This is a genomic window from Pedobacter sp. (genome assembly GCF_039594775.1).
Classification (GTDB): Bacteria; Bacteroidota; Bacteroidia; order Sphingobacteriales; family Sphingobacteriaceae; genus Pedobacter.
The window spans coordinates 15,644-33,717 of the sequence record NZ_JBCNMT010000001.1; the positions used below are offsets into that span (position 1 = coordinate 15,644).

Consider the following 18,074-nt stretch of genomic DNA (forward strand, 5'->3'; position numbering starts at 1 on the left):
AGGCAAATGGGGATACCCATTACCGGCAATATTGCAAATCACCGTCATGGTATAAATCTTTTTTATTATTGGGCAATTATCCGGCAGCAACCAACCTTACAAACTTTAGTTTCCCATTTTGATATTTGAATTGCCAGTTGTACATAAATTCATCCTCAGAACGATAATCGGTAAATTCATCAAAATCTTTAATGATTTCTGAATGGCTCATATAGTTATAGAAAAGATGCACTTGATCAGCTTCTACCGAAACACCAAAAAGCTGATTGACAAATCCATTGTCTACCGTCACTCTATTTAGTCCCTTATCTCTGTAATAATTGATGTCATCCAAATTAATTTTAGCAAAAACCTCTTTGAGGAGCCTTTGCTCTTCCTTGTTATCAGGTTCAAACACAAAACCAAACTGTGTCTTCAGTTCTGCTATTTTATGAGCATTTATTAAACTTTTAAAAGTTTTAAGCTGTACCACTAATGCAAGGCGCTCCGCTTTAAGTTGCTTCATCCTTTCCTGCAAAAAGTTAATATTCCGCTTTTCCACCTCGTTATACACAATGCCCTTATTGTCCTTAACAGGCCGATACCAGTTTTGACGCTCAAAGTAATCTTGGAATCTCTGGCTTTCGAATCGATAACCTTTTCGGGCGTAGATTTCATTGCTGAGCAGCCGTATTTCATCCAAGCTCAAGTTGGCAATTTGTGCTTGAGCAATGGGCTTGGTAGCACAAATTGAACAATCTTTGAGTGTTTGCGCACTGACAGTAGTCCAAAAAAAAGACAAGAATAAAGCGTAAATCAATCTCATTACATTTTCATTTCCTTCGTGAACAAAAAATCACGTTATTTATAGACTATTCTCTTTATCAGCGAGGTAAGTGTAGGGCGTAAAACGATAGTTGAACTATTCGTTTATTGCAAATATATTAAAAGTCACCGATTGGTGACTTTTAATATGATTATTTTTGAAAGAGAGATGAACAAAACAACAACTTAAAACCAACACAGTGGCAAAGAAAACAGGAACCGCCAAGGGGAGAAATAAGGAGCAGAGTAAACAACAGTTTTTGAGTACGGTAGGAAAAATCCTGAAAACCAAGGGGCATACAGCACTAAAGGTCAATGATATTGCCTTAACTGCTGGGCTAAACAAAAAATTGATTTATCGGTATTTTGGAAGTACTGAGCAACTTTTGGATGAATACCTTCATCAACAGGATTTTTGGAGTAATGTGGGTAAAGATTCCATCCCAACCGAAATCAAGGATGGCGGGCAAGAGTTTTTGACACAAATGTTATCGGAGCAATTCAATTATGTAGCTCAAAATAAAGCATTTCAGAAAGTGTTGTTATGGAGTCTTACGGAGCAAAGAAAATCTCTACAAAAATTAATAGATGACCAAGAAGCCAATGGAGAAGTACTATTTGAAAATATCATGGCCCCACATTTTGGCGATAAAATTACAAATTGTCGTGCAGTGCTAGCCATTTTAGTCGCCGGGCTTTATTACCTCAATTTATTTACCGAAGTAAATGGCAGTAAATTTTGCGGTATAGATTTGAAAACAGAAGAAGGTAGATCAAAAATTCATCAGGCAATCTCCTTTCTTGTCGAACAAACTTACTCGATGTAGGAGATAAACAACGAAAAAAATTTCCTAATCGTTTTATACCATTACAGCACCCTAACCACTGTTTTATATTAGCTTTCTAAAGAGAACAAGAATTTATTACCTGTTAAAATTAGCTAATGCCATAATTTAAAGGTATCTTTGTCACAACAACAAGGTTCTGTCTTGGCCTTTTCTGATATAGTTGGAATAATCTCTTTATCTCAGTTTTCGCTTTCCAGCTCCCGTATTTTACAACATTGTTTTTTTGCATCGCAAAAATGATTGGTATATCTTATAGATTACAAGTCTTCTTATCCATGCTCACCAATGTCCTGTAAAAGGGAATAAGAAATACCCAAGAAAGATTGTCCACCCTAAACACCAATATGGGCAATGAGAATCAATTAATCTTTAGAAAGGAAAATGTATGGGTGAATCGTTCGCCAAAAAAGAAAGAAACAAAAGTAAAGCAAAGAAAAAACAGGAAAAATCAAGAAAAATGATGGACCGTAAGCAGGATGGCTCAAAAGCTACTTCTTTTGAAGACATGATTGCTTATGTAGATGAGTATGGCAATATCACCGACAAGCCCGTTACTGCGGTAAGAAGTGAGATAAAGTTGGAAGATATTCAGCTAGGGGCAGCTCCCATTATACCCGAATCCAAGGAACGTACCGGTCTGGTGTCTTCTTATGATCCTTTAAAGGGCTATGGATTTATTATAGATGATGCCAATAAGGGCAAAATCTTTGTACACAGCAGTGGACTTACACAGCCCATAAAAAACAATGACAGGGTAAGCTTCGAGAGAGAAAAAGGCTCGAGAGGATACAATGCAATAATGGTCAAAAAAATTAACGACATTAAATAACTTAATAAAATACAATAATGCAACAAGGAACAGTAAAATTTTTCAATGAAACAAAAGGTTTTGGCTTCATTACACCTACGGCAGGAGGAGAAGATGTTTTCGTACATAGCTCAGGCCTACAGAATCAAATTAGAGAGAATGACCAAGTAACCTACGAGGTTGAAAAAGGCAAAAAAGGATTAAATGCCGTAAATGTTAGAATTTTATAATTCTATCCAAAAGCAAAATCCAAAAAAACTCCGCAAGGAGCATTTTTAACGCATTACTCTACGATAATAGATTAATACTTTACAATAGTTGGTTTAAGTTAACAAATAACTCTGTTCCTTCAGTAAAAGTTAATCATTACCAACCGAGCCAGCAAGAAATTTCTTGCTGGTTTTTTGCTTTTAAATAATTTTCAAAGAACCATACCAGCCTATAAAAATATAACTTTGTATCACCTGCTATCCAGACATGCTTCTACAGTTGCACCCCATATGCCCCAATCTTCAACCCTATGTTAAGCTCATTTGTACCATGGAATGTAGCGAAGGGGAGGGCATGAAGCATGTTCATGTACTACCTGATGCTTGTGTAGAGCTATTCATCAGTTATACCGAAGTTCCTGTGGCCATTATTAACCAAGAGCTATACAAGAACAGCATTGTGAATTCGCGAATGAACGCACCTACAGCAGTACAAATGCGCAAAGGAGCTGGCTGCATTGCCATTTGCTTTCATCCAGGTATGGCTTTTCCTTTTTTCTCAATGTCAATGGGTGTACTAACCAACCATAGCATAGCATTAAACAATATTTGGGGCAAAGCAATTACAGAAATAGAGGAAAAATTGGCAAGTGCAGATGACAACGAAACCCGAATAGCTATCATTCAGAAATACCTACTACAACGATTACAACAGCATACCAAGCAGGATTATGCATTAACAAGTTGCCTAAAACTTATACAACAAAAACCCGAAATAAACTTAACTGCGCTACATCAAATGACAGGTTACAGTCAGCGTCATTTGGCAAGAAAATTTGACCAGTACCTTGGCCTGTCCCCAAAAGAATATTTGAAAGTTAATAGATTCATCGCCTCGTTAGAACATTTAAAAAACTATCCACAACTTTCTTTAACACATATTGCCTACCAAAGTGGTTATTTTGATCAAGCTCATTTTATACGGGACTATAAAACATATGCTGGTTATACACCTCGAGAAATTACCCGTTCTCAGCATATTTTATACTGATGTCCGTTCTGTACAATCGATTCTTTTAAAAGGTATTGATTTTTGCTATTTAAATTTAAAGACATGCGAAAACTAATTTTAGGACTGGCTATTACCTTAGACGGTTACATTGAAGGGCCTAACGGCGAATATGACTGGTGCTTTACCGACCAGGATTATGGTTTAAATGAGTTTTTTGGCCGTATTGACGCCATGTTCATTGGACGTAAAAGCTACGAAACGGCGCAGCAATATGCGGAACAAAACAACGGGGAAACCATACCTGGCATGCCCAAGCTTACGGAATATGTATTCTCTTCCACTTTAAAAACAGTAAAAGAAAATGCAGTACTTATCTCAGAAAATGCCATCGAACAGGCACACCGTATCAAAAAAATGCCGGGCAAAGATATTTGGCTTTACGGAGGTGCTGCACTTACCCAATCTTTAATGAATGAAGAACTGGTAGATGAATTATGGTTATCGGTACATCCTATTTTGTTAGGAAGTGGCAAGCTCCTTTTTCAGGAACAAAATTACCGCACCCAACTAACCTTGCTAGAAAATAGAACCTATGAAACTGGATTGGTATCTCTTCGCTATGCGATCAACAATAGCAGGCTTTAACAACCATTCACTTTTTCATAGCCTTCTATGTAACTAGAATACATGGAAGGCTAAAAACACTAACCCTACCCTCGTATCTTTTTATTTTTTCATTTTACGCTTTGCGAATTAATCCCGATTGGAGTAAGCTATGGTTTTTAAGACCCTTAATTGTAGTACCATTTGCCGGGGCAATGGGTGGTCTTTTTTATCATTTGATGGAAGGCCTGCGCAAACGAGGTGTTTATAAGTTAATCTCTCTTTAAAAGGAAGTCTGTATGGCTTCTTTTTCTGTTTAATATGGAGCTACGCATATACCACCTGCGCCTATTGATCTTTTTTAGTACCTGTAGTGGTTTTGAGAAAGTCCTTTTTAAAGATTTTGGAGTAATTTGATGGATATTTGGCCAAAGCAACCAAGTATAACCATGAACCCATCTAATGCCTATTCATGCGCTTTTGGCGGTTGCCCATTTTTAACACATCAATAAAAACCACTAATCAACGTAGGAATTACAAATGAAAAAAACACTCCTCACTGTGCCGTTGCTTGCGTTTTCGCTATTTTCTGTTGCACAAAAACAAACCAATACCGCTATTGACCAAAAAGTAAAAACCTTATTATCCAAAATGACCTTGGAAGAAAAAGTAGGTCAAATGGCACAAATTACCATGGATGTTATTACTTATGGCAAGGATAGATATAGCAGTTACGAGCCCGTAGCACTTAACCCACAACAATTAGAACATGCTTTGGTAAAATACAAAGTAGGTTCGGTATTGAACACGGCCAACAATAGAGCCCGAACTCGTGAAGTTTGGCACCAAATCATCAACAAGATACAGGAAACGGGCAAAGGACGTCTTAATATCCCGGTATTATACGGTATCGATGCTGTACATGGCACAACTTACACGGCCGATGCCACCATGTTCCCCCAACAAATTGGCCAAGCTGCTACCCGTAACCGTACATTGGTTTACAAAGGAGCAGAAATTACCGCATACGAAACCAGAGCGAGCGCCATTCCTTGGAACTTTTCACCAGTATTAGATTTAGCACCCGACCCTCGCTTTCCGCGCCAGTGGGAAACCTTTGGAGAAGACCCTTACTTGATTACCGAACTTGGCTTGCAAATGGTTAAGGGTTTTGAAGGAAATAACATTGCCGATCCGTATCGAGTGGCTTCCTGCTTGAAACATTTTGTAGGTTATCAGGTATCCGTTTCGGGAAAAGATAGAACGCCAGCCTACATTCCCGACCATGTGCTGAGAGATTATCATCTTCCGCCATTTAAGGCGGCAATTGAAGCTGGAGCGCATAGCATCATGATCAATTCGGGCATCATCAACGGGGTTCCGGTACATGCCAACTACCAACTTTTAACCAAACTTTTGAGAGAAGAGCTTGGCTTTAAAGGGCTAATTGTTACCGATTGGGGCGATATTGAGAATCTATATACCAGAGACCGTGTAGCGAAAGATCATAAAGAAGCCATTATGCTAGCCATTAATGCCGGCATCGATATGTCGATGATTGCCTATGATTATGAAAGATTTTGCGACAATCTTATTGCCCTTGTCAAAGAAGGGAAGGTAAAGGAAACCCGAATTAATGATGCGGTTACGCATATCCTTACTTTAAAATACCAACTGGGTTTATTTGATAAAGCGGTTTACGACCTTAAGGAATATCCAAAGTTTGGGAGCAAAGAGTTTGAACAGGCTGCCTATCAGACTGCTGCCGAATCCATCACCTTGTTAAAAAACACCAATAACCTATTGCCTTTAAAAAAGGGGGTTAAATTATTGGTTACAGGACCTAACGCTAATTCTATGCGCACGCTAAATGGCGGTTGGACCTACTCATGGCAGGGCGAAAAAGTGGAAGAGTTTGCGGGTAAATATCATACCATTTTAGAGGCCCTCACCCAAAAAGCGGGCAAAGACAATATTACCTTTGTAGAAGGCGTGAGCTACAAAATGGATGGCAAGTATTACGAAGAGTTTGAAAATGGCATAGAAAAAGCTGTAAAAGCTGCTCAGGATGCTGAAGCCATTGTACTTTGTTTGGGAGAAAACTCATATACAGAAAGTCCTGGTAATTTGAGCGATCTATACATTTCTGATTTGCAAACTGAACTGGCATTAAAGCTTGGCTCAACTGGTAAACCGATTATTTTGGTACTTAACGAAGGCCGACCTAGATTGATCAGCAAGTTTGAACCTAAAATGGCCGGCATTTTACAGACCTATCTGCCGGGAAATTTTGGCGGCGATGCCTTGGCCGATATTCTTTTCGGTGAGGTAAATCCCTCTGGAAAGCTGCCCTATAACTATCCAAAATATCCAAACTCTTTGGTTGGCTATAATCACAAACCAGCGGAGAATAGAACAGTAATGGAGGGTGTTTATAACTACGATGCAGAATACAACCCTCAGTACGAATTTGGGTTTGGATTGAGCTATACTACCTTCAAGTTCGAAAACCTGAGATTGAGCGCCGAAAAAATTAAAGCTAACCAAGTATTAACCATATCTGTAGAAGTGAGCAATACCGGCACCAGAGAGGGGAAAGAAGTGGTTGAGCTATATTTAAGCGACCTGTACGCTACGCTAACTCCCGATTCGAAGAGATTAAGAGGTTTTGAGAAAATTAACCTAAAGCCTGGCGAAAAGCAAATCGTAACTTTTAAGCTAGACCAAAAAGATTTTTCTTTTACCCATTTAAACAATCGTTTGGTGGTAGAACCGGGAGAGTTTAAGGTAAAAATTGGCCCGCTCAGCAAAAGCTTCTTTGTAGAATAATTGTTAATTCAAAAGTTAATTACAACATCAATACCATTCTAATCAAATAGAATGGTATTTTTGTTTTCAAATAGTTGAAATGAGTAGTAATAAGGCCAAAGATTTAATCGATTCGATAAAGAACAAGGGGAAAAACCTAGAGGCAGAAATGTCTTTTTTTGACCATTTAGATGTATTACGCAAACATCTGTTAAGGGCCTTAGCGGTCGTTACCGTTTTTGTATGTTTGGCATTTTACTTTACTGATTTTATTTGGCACGACGTGATCATGGCTCCAAAAAATGCTGATTTTTGGACCTACCGCATGATGTGTAAATTGGTGGAGGCATTTCCTTCCATCGGCCAAGAGTTCTGTATCAAAGAAATCCATGCCAAAATCATCAACACTGAAATGTCGGGCCAGTTTACTCTACAAATGAACTCCTGCGTAATGGCCGGGGTAATTTTAGGAGTTCCTTATTTGTTATTTGAAATTTGGTTGTTTATTAAACCTGCCCTTTTAGAAGCTGAACGTAAATCGGCAAGTGGCTTTGTGGCTTTTGCATCGGTTTTATTTGCCATTGGTTTGTTGTTTGGTTATTACCTTATCTGCCCTTTATCAATTAACTTTTTGATTAACTATACGGTAGATAGCAGCATTGAAAACACTTTTACCATTTCATCGTATTTATCTACAGTTTTAACACTTACCCTAGGTTCGGGCATTATTTTCCAGCTGCCTGTTGTTATTTACATCCTATCGAAACTTGGTGTAATGACTCCTAAGTTTATGCGCTCTACCAGAAGATACGCAGCCGTACTGATCTTGATTGTTGCCGCTGTAGTTACACCAACTGCCGATCCTTATACCATGCTTATCGTAGCCTTCCCACTATTCTTATTGTACGAGCTAAGTATTTTAATATCGGCCAATATTGAGAAGAAAAAGAAAAAGGCAGAACTAGCGTTTTATAATAACAAGTAATTTAGAGTAAAAAAAGCGGGAACAAGACGGGAAGTAATTCCTTAGTTAAGTTCTACAACAAAATATTTACCTATCATATTTATTAATTCTATATACATTTGAATATGCCTACAACCAATTCAATCAAATTAGCCATCGGGGCGGATCACGCTGGCTTTGAGTACAAGGAAATCTTAAAGGCCTTTTTAACTGGTTACGAAGTAACAGATTTTGGTACCCATTCACTAGATTCGGTAGATTATCCTGACTTTGCGCATCCTGTAGCAAGTAGTGTTGAAAAAGGCGAAGCCGATTTTGGAATTTTAGTATGTGGAAGTGGACAAGGCGTGGCCATTACGGCAAACAAACACCAAGGCATTAGAGCCGCTGTTGCTTGGCTAACAGATATTGCCAAACTTTCAAGGCAGCACAACAATGCAAATGTGATTTGCATCCCTGCTCGTTTTGTATCTCCTGAACTGGCCAAGGAAATGGTTACCGTATTTTTGGAAACGCCTTTTGAGGGAGGCAGACACGCTAATAGGGTAAATAAAATATCCTGCTAACAATAAACGAACAATCTTAACTAACAATAATGAATAAAAAGTTTGTATACACCTCACTGGCGCTGGCGCTCAGCTTTGGGGCAATGGCACAAGATCAAAACGCCATTAAATTTAGTGCGCCAGTAAACAAGGATAGAGCTTATCAGCACCTGTCTGTTTTAGCTTCAGATGAGTACGAAGGACGTGAAACCGGCAAAAAAGGTGGATGGATGGCTGCGGAGTATATCAAGAAACAATTCCAAAGTTTTGGTTTAGTAGGTCCTGTAAAAGGTGGCAAAGACCCTTACTTGCAAGCGGTAGGCATTTCTTCTAAAAAGCTTACTGGTGTTTCTTTAAAAGTAGGTTCGCAAACCAAGGAAAATCTTAAAGACTACTATATTTTTGCGCCAAGTGCTCCGGCTGGAGGCTTTAACGTAAAAGCATCTTCTATTATTTTTGCTGGATATGGCTTGAACAAAGAAGACTTTAATGAGTATGCTGGCCAAAACGTAGCAGGCAAAGTAGTGGTTATATTCGCGACTGGCGACCCTACCGCTAAAGCAGCCGCACAACCAGCGCAAGGCCGCAGGGGACAAAGCAGCATAGGCAGTCAACAAGCAAAGATCAAATATCTTCAAGAAAATAAAGCGGCTGGCGTTTTAGTGATCAATGAAAGGGTGGAATCTCTTTCGGCCGGTCAAAAAGCTAGTTTAGCCGAAGGTACTGCTGATCTAAAAAGAGAAGGAAACCAAAACAAGAATACTTTACCTGTAGTAACCATAGGCACAACTGTAGCCAACCAAATTTTAGCAGCTGCTAACACCAACGTTGAAGAGGTAAAGAAAAAAATTGCCGAAACCCAAAAACCTGCAACTACCGTAATTAATATTCCTGTTGCCTTTACCGCTAAACTGGTAGAAGAGGATATTAAGGCCGATAACGTATTAGGATTTTTGGAAGGCTCAGACCCTAAATTGAAAAATGAAGTGGTAGTGGTTACAGGTCACTATGACCACATTGGTTTAGAAGCAGACCCTAACGCTCCAGATAAAGTAAACAACGGTGCTGACGATGACGGCTCTGGAACTACTGGTGTTTTAATGCTTGCTGAGGCTTTTGCAAAAGCGAAAAAAGAAGGCCATGGTCCAAAACGCAGCATTCTATTTATGACTGTTTGTGGTGAAGAAAAAGGTCTTTGGGGTTCTGAATGGTATTCTGAGCATCCGGTATTTCCTTTAGAAAACACCATTACCAACCTAAACATTGATATGATTGGACGTGGCGACGATAACCGCCCAGGCGATAATAACTTTGTTTATATTATCGGTTCAAACATGCTAAGTGATGATTTAGACAAAATTGGGAAAAAAGCCAACACTGATTATGTGAACATCGTTTTAGATGAGAAATATAACAACCGTACAGACCCCAACCGTTTCTATTACCGTTCAGACCACTACAACTTTGCTAAGCATGGTATTCCAGTAATCTTCTATTTCAATGGGGTACACAAAGATTACCACCAGCCAGGTGATGAGGTAAGCAAAATAGATTTCCCAATGTTGGCAAAAAGAGCTCAATTGGTTTACTATACCGCTTGGGAACTTGCCAATGGCGAGAAACGTCCAGTAGTGAACAAAAACGAAGATGGCACGTTAAAAGCAAACTAAATCCATCTTAAAGTATATTAAATCCCGTTAGGTAACTGACGGGATTTTTTTTTAAACGGTTGAGTCTTGGAAGTAAACAAAACCCTAATTTTACACCAATGAAAAACAACAATATTTTGAGTTACCTATTGGTAATCATAATGACCTTGGCGAGTCATTTATCTTTTGCTCAATGGCTTACTACTGAAGAAAAACTTCTCGTCTCTACTCCTAATTTCCTTAAAAAGCGATTAACACCTACCGATCCGCTATTTTTGGATGATATCAATGTCATCCAAAAATATATAGAGCTAGACAGTATCGATGTAGAAATTTTAAAACCCCGCATTTTGTATGCAATGCTTATTGAAAGCAAGGTTGATTCAGCGGTAACTTATAGAACACTGGTAAATGCTATCCAAACTTTTAAGAGCGGCATTGGATATGCAGAGTTTAGAAGGGGAATTATACTTTATAAGCAAATGGCCTCGATCAAAGTGAATCCTCAAAATTGGGCCAATGACCAAACACTTTTTAGGAAATTAGGCTTTACGGAAGCTGACCTCGAAGACTTTCTTTTGTTTATTTCTAAAGCGGAGAACAAGGAACTGAATTATAAGCAAGCTTATTTGGCTTATATGAAGGAAATTGACAACTTGAAATAGAACAAGGAAAAAAGAGCAAAGAGTAAGGAACAGAGACAGAAACCTTGTAGGTTTACAACCTACGAGGTTGGCCAAACTAAACCTGAACGTAGCGGAAAGCCCGCATTCCGAGTTTACCTCGGAAGAGGACTTGTAGCGAAGTGCAGGGCTGTTGTTCCAGATTTGCACTGCAATTGCTTTTCGAAATATAAAAAGGTGTACTTAATGGCATAATTATATCAACATCTACTCGTTAAATTTTAAAGCCCTAGCCTATTTGCCTATATTTGAACACTGATGAATGTTGCCGAAGAATTTTTAGTTAAAGCCGATGAAAAGGCCTTCGATGTCCCGCACCGTAATACCATTAATTACAATATTGGTAAGTATAATGTGGCGGTGGCTCGTGGCTTATCGAAGTTTGAAAATTTAGAGGTATCAAAACGCAAGGCTCACGTGATTAAATGGCGTGTAATGGAAAATTTGGACAAACTTTTACCTGAGTTTGAATCGAACTTCCAAAAACGTGGCGGCAAGGTGATTTGGGCCAATGATGCCGCCGAAGCCCAAAAGGAAATTTTACAAATCATTCAACGTGTTGGGGGCAAAAGTGTCATCAAATCCAAATCGATGACTACCGAAGAAATTCATTTGAACGAGTTTTTGGAAAAGCACGACATCGAATCTTTAGAAAGTGACCTAGGCGAATACATTGTGCAATTACTGGGACAGGCTCCCTACCATATTGTAACGCCTGCCATGCACTTGAGCAAAGAAGATATTGCCAAGTTATTCCATGAAAAATTTGGGACCCCAATTGATGCCACACCGGAACAGCTTACGCAAAAGGCCCGTGAACTGCTTAGAGAAAAGTACCTAACCGCCGATATTGGTATTACCGGGGGGAACTTCCTAATTGCGGATACGGGAAGCATTGCCCTTACCGAAAACGAAGGTAATGCGAGGTTAACAACCACCTTTCCTAAAATACATATTGCCATTGTGGGCATCGAAAAGCTGGTGCCTTCTATTACGGACCTGGATCTATTTTGGCCTTTGCTGTCTAGCCATGGCACGGGACAAAACCTTACCGTTTACAACACCATCTTAAGTGGCCCCAGACAGGCCAATGAAACTGATGGACCTGAGGAGATGTATGTAATTTTGTTAGACAATGGACGCACTAATTTACTTGCTCAAAAGGAACAACGTCAGGCTTTATATTGCATTCGTTGTGGCGCTTGTTTAAATGCTTGTCCAGTTTACAAAAATATTGGCGGGCATACATATAATACCACCTATAGCGGACCAATTGGATCCATTATTACACCGCATTTTAAAGGCATGAAGGAATTTAAGCATTTAAGTTATGCTTCGAGTTTATGCGGCAAGTGTTCTGAAGTTTGCCCTGCAAAAATAGACATCCACAAAATGTTGTTGCTTAACCGTAGAGATGCGGCGGCGTCCAACGAGAACACCACCGTTGAAAACATTGGTTGGAACATTTGGAAAAAGGGCATGAAAAAACGTTCATTAATGGACTTTTTTAGCGGTAAAATGAAGAACTTTTTCCTGAAAACTTTCTTCAAGAAAGGCTGGGGCAAGTATCGTGAAATGCCAGAAATAGCACCCAAGTCTTTTGCCAAACGTTGGGAAGAACATCAGAAAAAGCAGGAAAAGGAATAAGGAACTGTTTCAGCTTCTCTTTGCGCTCGTAGCGTATCTTTTTTATTCTTCGCGATAAACTCTACATTAACTTTCTTCCTTTGCTTATGTTATTTTTTTTACCGCAAAGGTTTTTAAAGCTTTCGCAAAGCGATGCAAAGATATTGGATATTTCTGCTCAATCTCTGGCAACTTAATTATTATATTTACCGCAAACCAATATCAACCTTATGCAATTCGACAGAAAGCAAAAAACCGATTCGGAGCTATTATCCATCTACAAGCATTTACTTTTCCCTCGTTTAATTGAAGAAAAAATGTTGATCTTGCTAAGACAGGGTCGAATTGGCAAATGGTTTTCGGGAATTGGGCAAGAAGCCATTGCTGTTGGCAGTACTTTGGCGATGCAAAGCGATGAGTATATTTTACCTATGCATCGCAATCTTGGGGTTTTTACCACGAGAGGCATTCCATTAAAAAGACTGATGGCCCAATGGCAGGGCAAGCTGAGCGGCTTTACCAAAGGTAGAGATAGGTCATTCCATTTTGGTACGCAAGAGTATAAAATTATTGGGATGATTTCTCATTTAGGGCCCCAAATGGCATTGGCCGATGGTATTGCACTAGCTGATCTGATTGCTGAGCGGCCTAAAGCCACGCTTGTTTTTACGGGCGAAGGTGCTACGAGTGAGGGCGATTTTCACGAGGCTATTAACGTGGCCTCTGTTTGGAGCTTGCCTGTTATTTTCTTGATCGAGAACAACGGGTACGGCCTTTCAACTCCAATTAATGAGCAATACCGCTGCAAACATTTAGTGGACAGGGCATTGGGCTATGGCATTGAGGGAATTCAGCTAGATGGGAATAATATTTTAGAGGTTTATGATAAGCTTTCTGTGCTGGCTCAGGATATGCGAGAGAATCCTAGACCTGTGTTGGTAGAGTGCTTAACGTTTAGGATGCGTGGCCACGAAGAAGCTTCGGGCACTAAATATGTACCTCAGGAATTATTTGACGAGTGGTCTAAAAAAGACCCCGTTAGAAATTTTGAGGAATATCTTTTGGAGCAGGATATTCTTACTGAAAATTTGATCAGTGAGATTAGAAGTATTTTTAAGAAACAGATTGATACCGAAGTTGAAGCTGCTTTTACGGATCAAGAACCGGAAGCGAATACCCAACATGAATTGGATGATATGTATTATCCTTATGAGGCTGCATCATTCCCTCCTGCTTCATCAAGTACAGAAAAAAGATACTTGGATGCGATTACCGACGGGTTAAGGGTGGCCATGCAACGTCACGCTAATTTGGTCTTGATGGGGCAAGATATTGCAGAGTATGGTGGTGCTTTCAAGATTACGGATGGTTTTGTTGCCGAATTTGGAAAAGCAAGGGTTCGTAACACGCCTATTTGCGAATCGGCAATTGTGGGCGCTGGCTTGGGCCTTTCTATCAATGGCTACAAAGCCATGGTTGAAATGCAGTTTGCTGATTTTGTGAGTGTAGGTTTTAATCAGATTGTGAACAACCTTGCTAAAACACATTACCGTTGGGGAGAAAAAGCGGACGTAGTTGTACGTATGCCTACTGGCGCCGGAACTGGTGCTGGGCCTTTCCATTCACAAAGCAACGAAGCGTGGTTTACCAAAACTCCAGGATTAAAAGTTGTTTATCCAGCATTTCCTTATGATGCCAAAGGATTATTATTGGCCGCCATAGAAGACCCTAATCCTATAATTTATTTTGAGCATAAATATTTATATCGAAGCTTAAGTGGTCTGGTTCCAGACGGTTTTTATACCATAGAAATAGGAAAAGCAAACGTGCTGAAGGAAGGGGAACAGCTTTCTATCATCACCTACGGCCTAGGTGTGCATTGGGCGTTAGATTACCTCAAAGCAAACCCACAAGTATCAGCAACGTTGGTTGACTTGGTGAGCTTACAGCCTTGGGACAAATCAGCCGTGGAGGCAGCAGTAAAGGCTACCGGAAAGGTACTGATTTTACATGAAGATACACTAACTGGTGGTTTTGGCGCCGAAATTTCGGCATGGATCAGTGAGTACTGTTTCGAATATCTAGATGCTCCTGTAATGCGTTGTGCAAGTTTAGACACTGCCATTCCAATGAGCAAAATATTAGAAGATGATTTTTTGGCAAAGGCCAGATTGGAAAAAATGATAGAAAAGTTGTTATCTTATTAGTACCCCAGCGAAAAGGAAGCTAAACATTTAATCTTCACAACTTTATAGGCTAAAAACACTAAAGGCCCTGTAACATTTACTTAAAGAGAGCGTTAAGTTAAATGATGAGGGCCAATAATGAGCGTTATTTAAAGATAATGGTGTTATTGGCATAAAATTATTCATTTACAGCACTTAACGAGAAAATGTGACTTTTTTTCACATTTTGTATATTGATGAAGTCGTATATTTAGTTGATTTACTACAAAGACGCTTTTATGAATGTTGGTAAAATCTTAAGGAAGCTGAGACAATACAAAGGGGTAACGCAAGAAAACATTGCCACATTCTTGAATTTGGAAAGGTCTGCCTATTCTAAATTAGAGCAAGATAAAACCATGTTAAGGCTTGACACTGCTAAACTTATTGCCGTGTTTTATGGCTTTGAATTACACTATCTCATTTTGTGTATGGAATACGACCATTATTTGAATAACCCTACTACGCAACGGTTAATTAAGGCACAAAAAGACAGAGAAGCTCTTTTTGCAAAGCAAGTGGCCTATTCGGCATAAACTTCTGCCAAAGGGTTAAAAAGATAAACCTTCCCATTATCCAAACAAGTACAACGATAACGTTTTCTAATCCGATCTCCTTTTTGAAATTTGCGCCCATCTTTTAAAGTGAAAACGCTATTGACGGGCAATTGCTCTACATGCAAGGTTTCCTCTTGTACGTCGTATTTTTTAAGGGCACGAGCCAATCTTAAATCGGTACAGCTAGAGGCTGCGGGATTGTTTAGATAGGATACAATGCCTTGGTTCACATCAGCAGGAAAAATCTCCAAATCAAAAAATGGTTTCATCATTCTTTTGAAATTATTTTTCCATTCCGTACCATGAGGCCTTACTTTATTCTTATGGTCGTTCCAAGTAAGCAAATGGGCAAATTCATGAACAGTTGTCACCAAAAAAGCGTAGGGATTTAAATCGTTATTGACGGATATTTTATGCCCATTCCCCTTAAATGGATGTCGATAGTCTCCTAGCTTAGTGCTTCGGTTCTTCGAAATCTTAAATTCACACTGAAAATAATCAATCCATTTAGCAATAATAGGTGCCGCAGCTGGGGGCATATATTGTGCTAGGACTTCTTTTTTATCCATTGAAAGATACTGTTTAAACTACAGCAATATAACAATTTACTTTAAAAGCTGATAAGCAATAAACGCTGCAATATAGGCCATTGCCGTCATATACACCAATTGTATGATTGGCCATTTCCACGATTTTGTTTCTCTATAAACCACAGCCACGGTACTCATACATTGCATGGCAAAGGCGTAAAATAGCATTAACGAAAATGCGGTGGCAAAGGTAAATATTGGCAAACCTGTTTGTGGATCTTTGGCAGCACCAATTTTATCACGTAATCTCATTTCTCCTCCATCATTTTCGGCCCCTTCTACACTGTAAATGGTAGCCATAGTACCTACAAAAGCTTCGCGGGCTGCAAAAGAAGTAATAAGTGCAATCCCTATTTTCCAATCATAGCCTAATGGTTTAATCATTGGTTCAATGGTTTGCCCAAGTAAACCTGCATAGGAGTTTTCCAATTTCTCGGCAGCTCTATCTCTTTCTAAAGAAGCTAATTGCACGGTATCTTTGGAGGTTGCCTCAATATGGTCATATTTGGCGTCTATAGCTTCAAAACGTTGCGAAGGTCCATAAGTAGACATTACCCATAGAATGATAGAAATGGCAATGATTACCTTACCCGCTTCCAACACAAATGTCTTTGATTTTTCGTACATCGTAAACACAACGTTTTTCCAACGTGGCATGCGATATACAGGTAGTTCCATGATAAAATATGAACGCTCTTTTGCCTTAATAATGAACTTAAAAACCCAAGCCACTAAAATGGCAGCAATAATACTGATGAAGTACATGGCCATTAAGGTTAATCCTTGCAGATTAAATACTCCCCAAATTTTTTCATCGGGCACTACCAGAGAAATCAGCAGGGTATAAACGGGTAACCTTGCAGAACAACTTACCAAAGGTGTGACCATAATGGTGATGATCCTATCTTTCCAGCTTTCGATGTTACGGGCGCTCATAATAGAAGGCACGGCACAGGCAATACCACCAATCATAGGCACCACAGATTTACCACTCAGGCCAAATTTACGCATCACCTTATCCATCATAAAGGTTACCCTGGCCATATAGCCCGTATCTTCTAAAATGGAGATTAACGCAAAAAGAATAGCAATTTGAGGAATAAAGATAACGATGCCGCCCAAACCTGCTATCACGCCATCCATCAATAAATCTGTTAATACTCCGGCCGGTAAATGTTCATGTCCTTTTTCAGTAAGCCATGCAAAACCGCCTTCTATTAAATCCATTGGTACCGATGACCATGAAAAAATAGCGTTAAAGATGAAGAACAGAATAAAGAAGAAGATTACAAAACCGAATACCTTATGTGTTAATACGGCATCTATTTTATCTGTAAATGTGAATTTTTTGGTGGCACCTGTATCCACCACCACATCACCTAATACCTTGCTCAAGTGCCTGTACCTGGCTACGGTTTCCTCGCCTTGGAGCTTCACTGTGTCGAAACCATTACCTATTTCAATAGCTTCAATCTCTTCTTGCTCTTTATCGGTAAAAAACGACAAATGCTCATGCTGATGCAAAATCTGCAATGCATAATAGTCGTTGTCTGTTTTAATTTTTTGCTTGATGGCTTCTACAGCCTCCGGCGCGAAGCTTTTAGCATCAATGCTATTGGTTTGCGTAGCCAATGGCGTAATTTGGGCAATGGCTTGTTTTAAGGTAGCCAAGCCTTCCCCCTTTCTGGCCGAAATATTGACTACCTGTACGCCAAGTCGTTTAGCCAGTTTATCAATATCAATGCTGATACCTGCTTTTCTGGCCATATCGGCCATATTAAGTACCAACAGCATTGGTATGCCCAAATCAGCTACCTGCGAAAACAACAATAGGTTACGGCGTAAGTTAGTAGAATCGGCTACCAATACGATTACATCTGGGTGGCTGCTATTGTTTTGATCGGCCAATACCTGAAAAACAATGCTTTCGTCCTTACTTTTTGGATATAGAGAGTAAGTTCCTGGCAAATCGACGATTTCTGCTGTTTTGCCCGATGGCAATTTGCAAAAACCGATTTTTTTATCGACTGTAATCCCTGGGAAGTTTCCAATTTTTTGATTTAATCCTGTTAGAAGGTTAAATAGGGTAGACTTTCCGGTATTCGGATTTCCAACTAAAGCAACTTTTAAATCAGCCAAAATA

General features: G+C 39.4%; 16 protein-coding genes. 13 read left to right on the top strand and 3 right to left on the bottom strand.

The window, feature by feature from the left end; translation table 11 throughout:
* Positions 1–76 precede the first annotated feature (76 nt).
* Positions 77–805 carry a YARHG domain-containing protein gene (locus ABDV71_RS00030; protein ID WP_343530340.1) on the bottom strand — a complete coding sequence of 243 codons (729 nt, stop codon included), beginning with the start codon at positions 803–805 and terminating at the stop codon, positions 77–79.
* A gap of 199 nt (positions 806–1,004) precedes the next feature.
* On the opposite strand from ABDV71_RS00030, the gene ABDV71_RS00035 reads away from it, so the two are divergent.
* From ABDV71_RS00035 to ABDV71_RS00095, 13 genes are all read left to right on the top strand, one after another.
* Positions 1,005–1,631, top strand: coding sequence for a TetR/AcrR family transcriptional regulator (locus ABDV71_RS00035; RefSeq protein ID WP_343530341.1), 627 nt, complete (start codon positions 1,005–1,007; stop codon positions 1,629–1,631).
* 406 nt (positions 1,632–2,037) lie between these two features.
* Complete coding sequence (locus tag ABDV71_RS00040) at positions 2,038–2,481, top strand: cold shock domain-containing protein (protein WP_343530342.1); 444 nt, start codon at positions 2,038–2,040, stop codon at positions 2,479–2,481.
* A 17-nt stretch (positions 2,482–2,498) separates the two neighbouring features.
* Entirely contained in the window at positions 2,499–2,690 is a 192-nt protein-coding gene (locus ABDV71_RS00045; RefSeq protein WP_343530343.1) for a cold shock domain-containing protein, read from the top strand.
* Positions 2,691–2,937: 247 nt separating this feature from the next.
* Positions 2,938–3,720 (top strand): helix-turn-helix domain-containing protein, encoded by a 783-nt coding sequence (locus ABDV71_RS00050; RefSeq protein WP_343530344.1) that lies wholly within the window; start codon positions 2,938–2,940, stop codon positions 3,718–3,720.
* Between the two features lie 63 nt (positions 3,721–3,783).
* On the top strand, positions 3,784–4,326 hold the full coding sequence (locus tag ABDV71_RS00055) for a dihydrofolate reductase family protein (protein WP_343530345.1): 543 nt from the start codon (positions 3,784–3,786) through the stop codon (positions 4,324–4,326).
* A gap of 498 nt (positions 4,327–4,824) precedes the next feature.
* Positions 4,825–7,113 carry a glycoside hydrolase family 3 N-terminal domain-containing protein gene (locus ABDV71_RS00060; RefSeq protein ID WP_343530346.1) on the top strand — a complete coding sequence of 763 codons (2,289 nt, stop codon included), beginning with the start codon at positions 4,825–4,827 and terminating at the stop codon, positions 7,111–7,113.
* A gap of 79 nt (positions 7,114–7,192) precedes the next feature.
* On the top strand, positions 7,193–8,077 hold the full coding sequence (tatC, locus tag ABDV71_RS00065; protein WP_343530347.1) for a twin-arginine translocase subunit TatC: 885 nt from the start codon (positions 7,193–7,195) through the stop codon (positions 8,075–8,077).
* A 104-nt stretch (positions 8,078–8,181) separates the two neighbouring features.
* On the top strand, positions 8,182–8,622 hold the full coding sequence (gene rpiB, locus ABDV71_RS00070) for a ribose 5-phosphate isomerase B (RefSeq protein WP_343530348.1): 441 nt from the start codon (positions 8,182–8,184) through the stop codon (positions 8,620–8,622).
* A gap of 29 nt (positions 8,623–8,651) precedes the next feature.
* Entirely contained in the window at positions 8,652–10,271 is a 1,620-nt protein-coding gene (locus tag ABDV71_RS00075; RefSeq protein WP_343530349.1) for a M28 family peptidase, read from the top strand.
* Positions 10,272–10,369: 98 nt separating this feature from the next.
* Positions 10,370–10,915 (top strand): hypothetical protein, encoded by a 546-nt coding sequence (locus ABDV71_RS00080; RefSeq protein ID WP_343530350.1) that lies wholly within the window; start codon positions 10,370–10,372, stop codon positions 10,913–10,915.
* Positions 10,916–11,188: 273 nt separating this feature from the next.
* Positions 11,189–12,580: a LutB/LldF family L-lactate oxidation iron-sulfur protein gene (locus tag ABDV71_RS00085; protein ID WP_343531550.1), complete on the top strand. Its 1,392-nt coding sequence runs from the start codon at positions 11,189–11,191 to the stop codon at positions 12,578–12,580.
* A 209-nt stretch (positions 12,581–12,789) separates the two neighbouring features.
* Positions 12,790–14,766 (top strand): dehydrogenase E1 component subunit alpha/beta, encoded by a 1,977-nt coding sequence (locus ABDV71_RS00090; RefSeq protein WP_343530351.1) that lies wholly within the window; start codon positions 12,790–12,792, stop codon positions 14,764–14,766.
* Positions 14,767–15,023: 257 nt separating this feature from the next.
* Positions 15,024–15,320, top strand: coding sequence for a helix-turn-helix transcriptional regulator (locus ABDV71_RS00095; protein ID WP_343530352.1), 297 nt, complete (start codon positions 15,024–15,026; stop codon positions 15,318–15,320).
* Here the strand turns inward: ABDV71_RS00095 and ABDV71_RS00100 are convergent.
* Complete coding sequence (locus tag ABDV71_RS00100; RefSeq protein WP_343530353.1) at positions 15,308–15,910, bottom strand: SprT-like domain-containing protein; 603 nt, start codon at positions 15,908–15,910, stop codon at positions 15,308–15,310. The two genes, ABDV71_RS00095 and ABDV71_RS00100, sit on opposite strands and share 13 nt — an antisense overlap.
* A 36-nt stretch (positions 15,911–15,946) precedes the next feature.
* Positions 15,947–18,073 (bottom strand): ferrous iron transport protein B, encoded by a 2,127-nt coding sequence (gene feoB, locus ABDV71_RS00105; RefSeq protein WP_343531551.1) that lies wholly within the window; start codon positions 18,071–18,073, stop codon positions 15,947–15,949.
* Position 18,074: the final 1 nt, after the last annotated feature.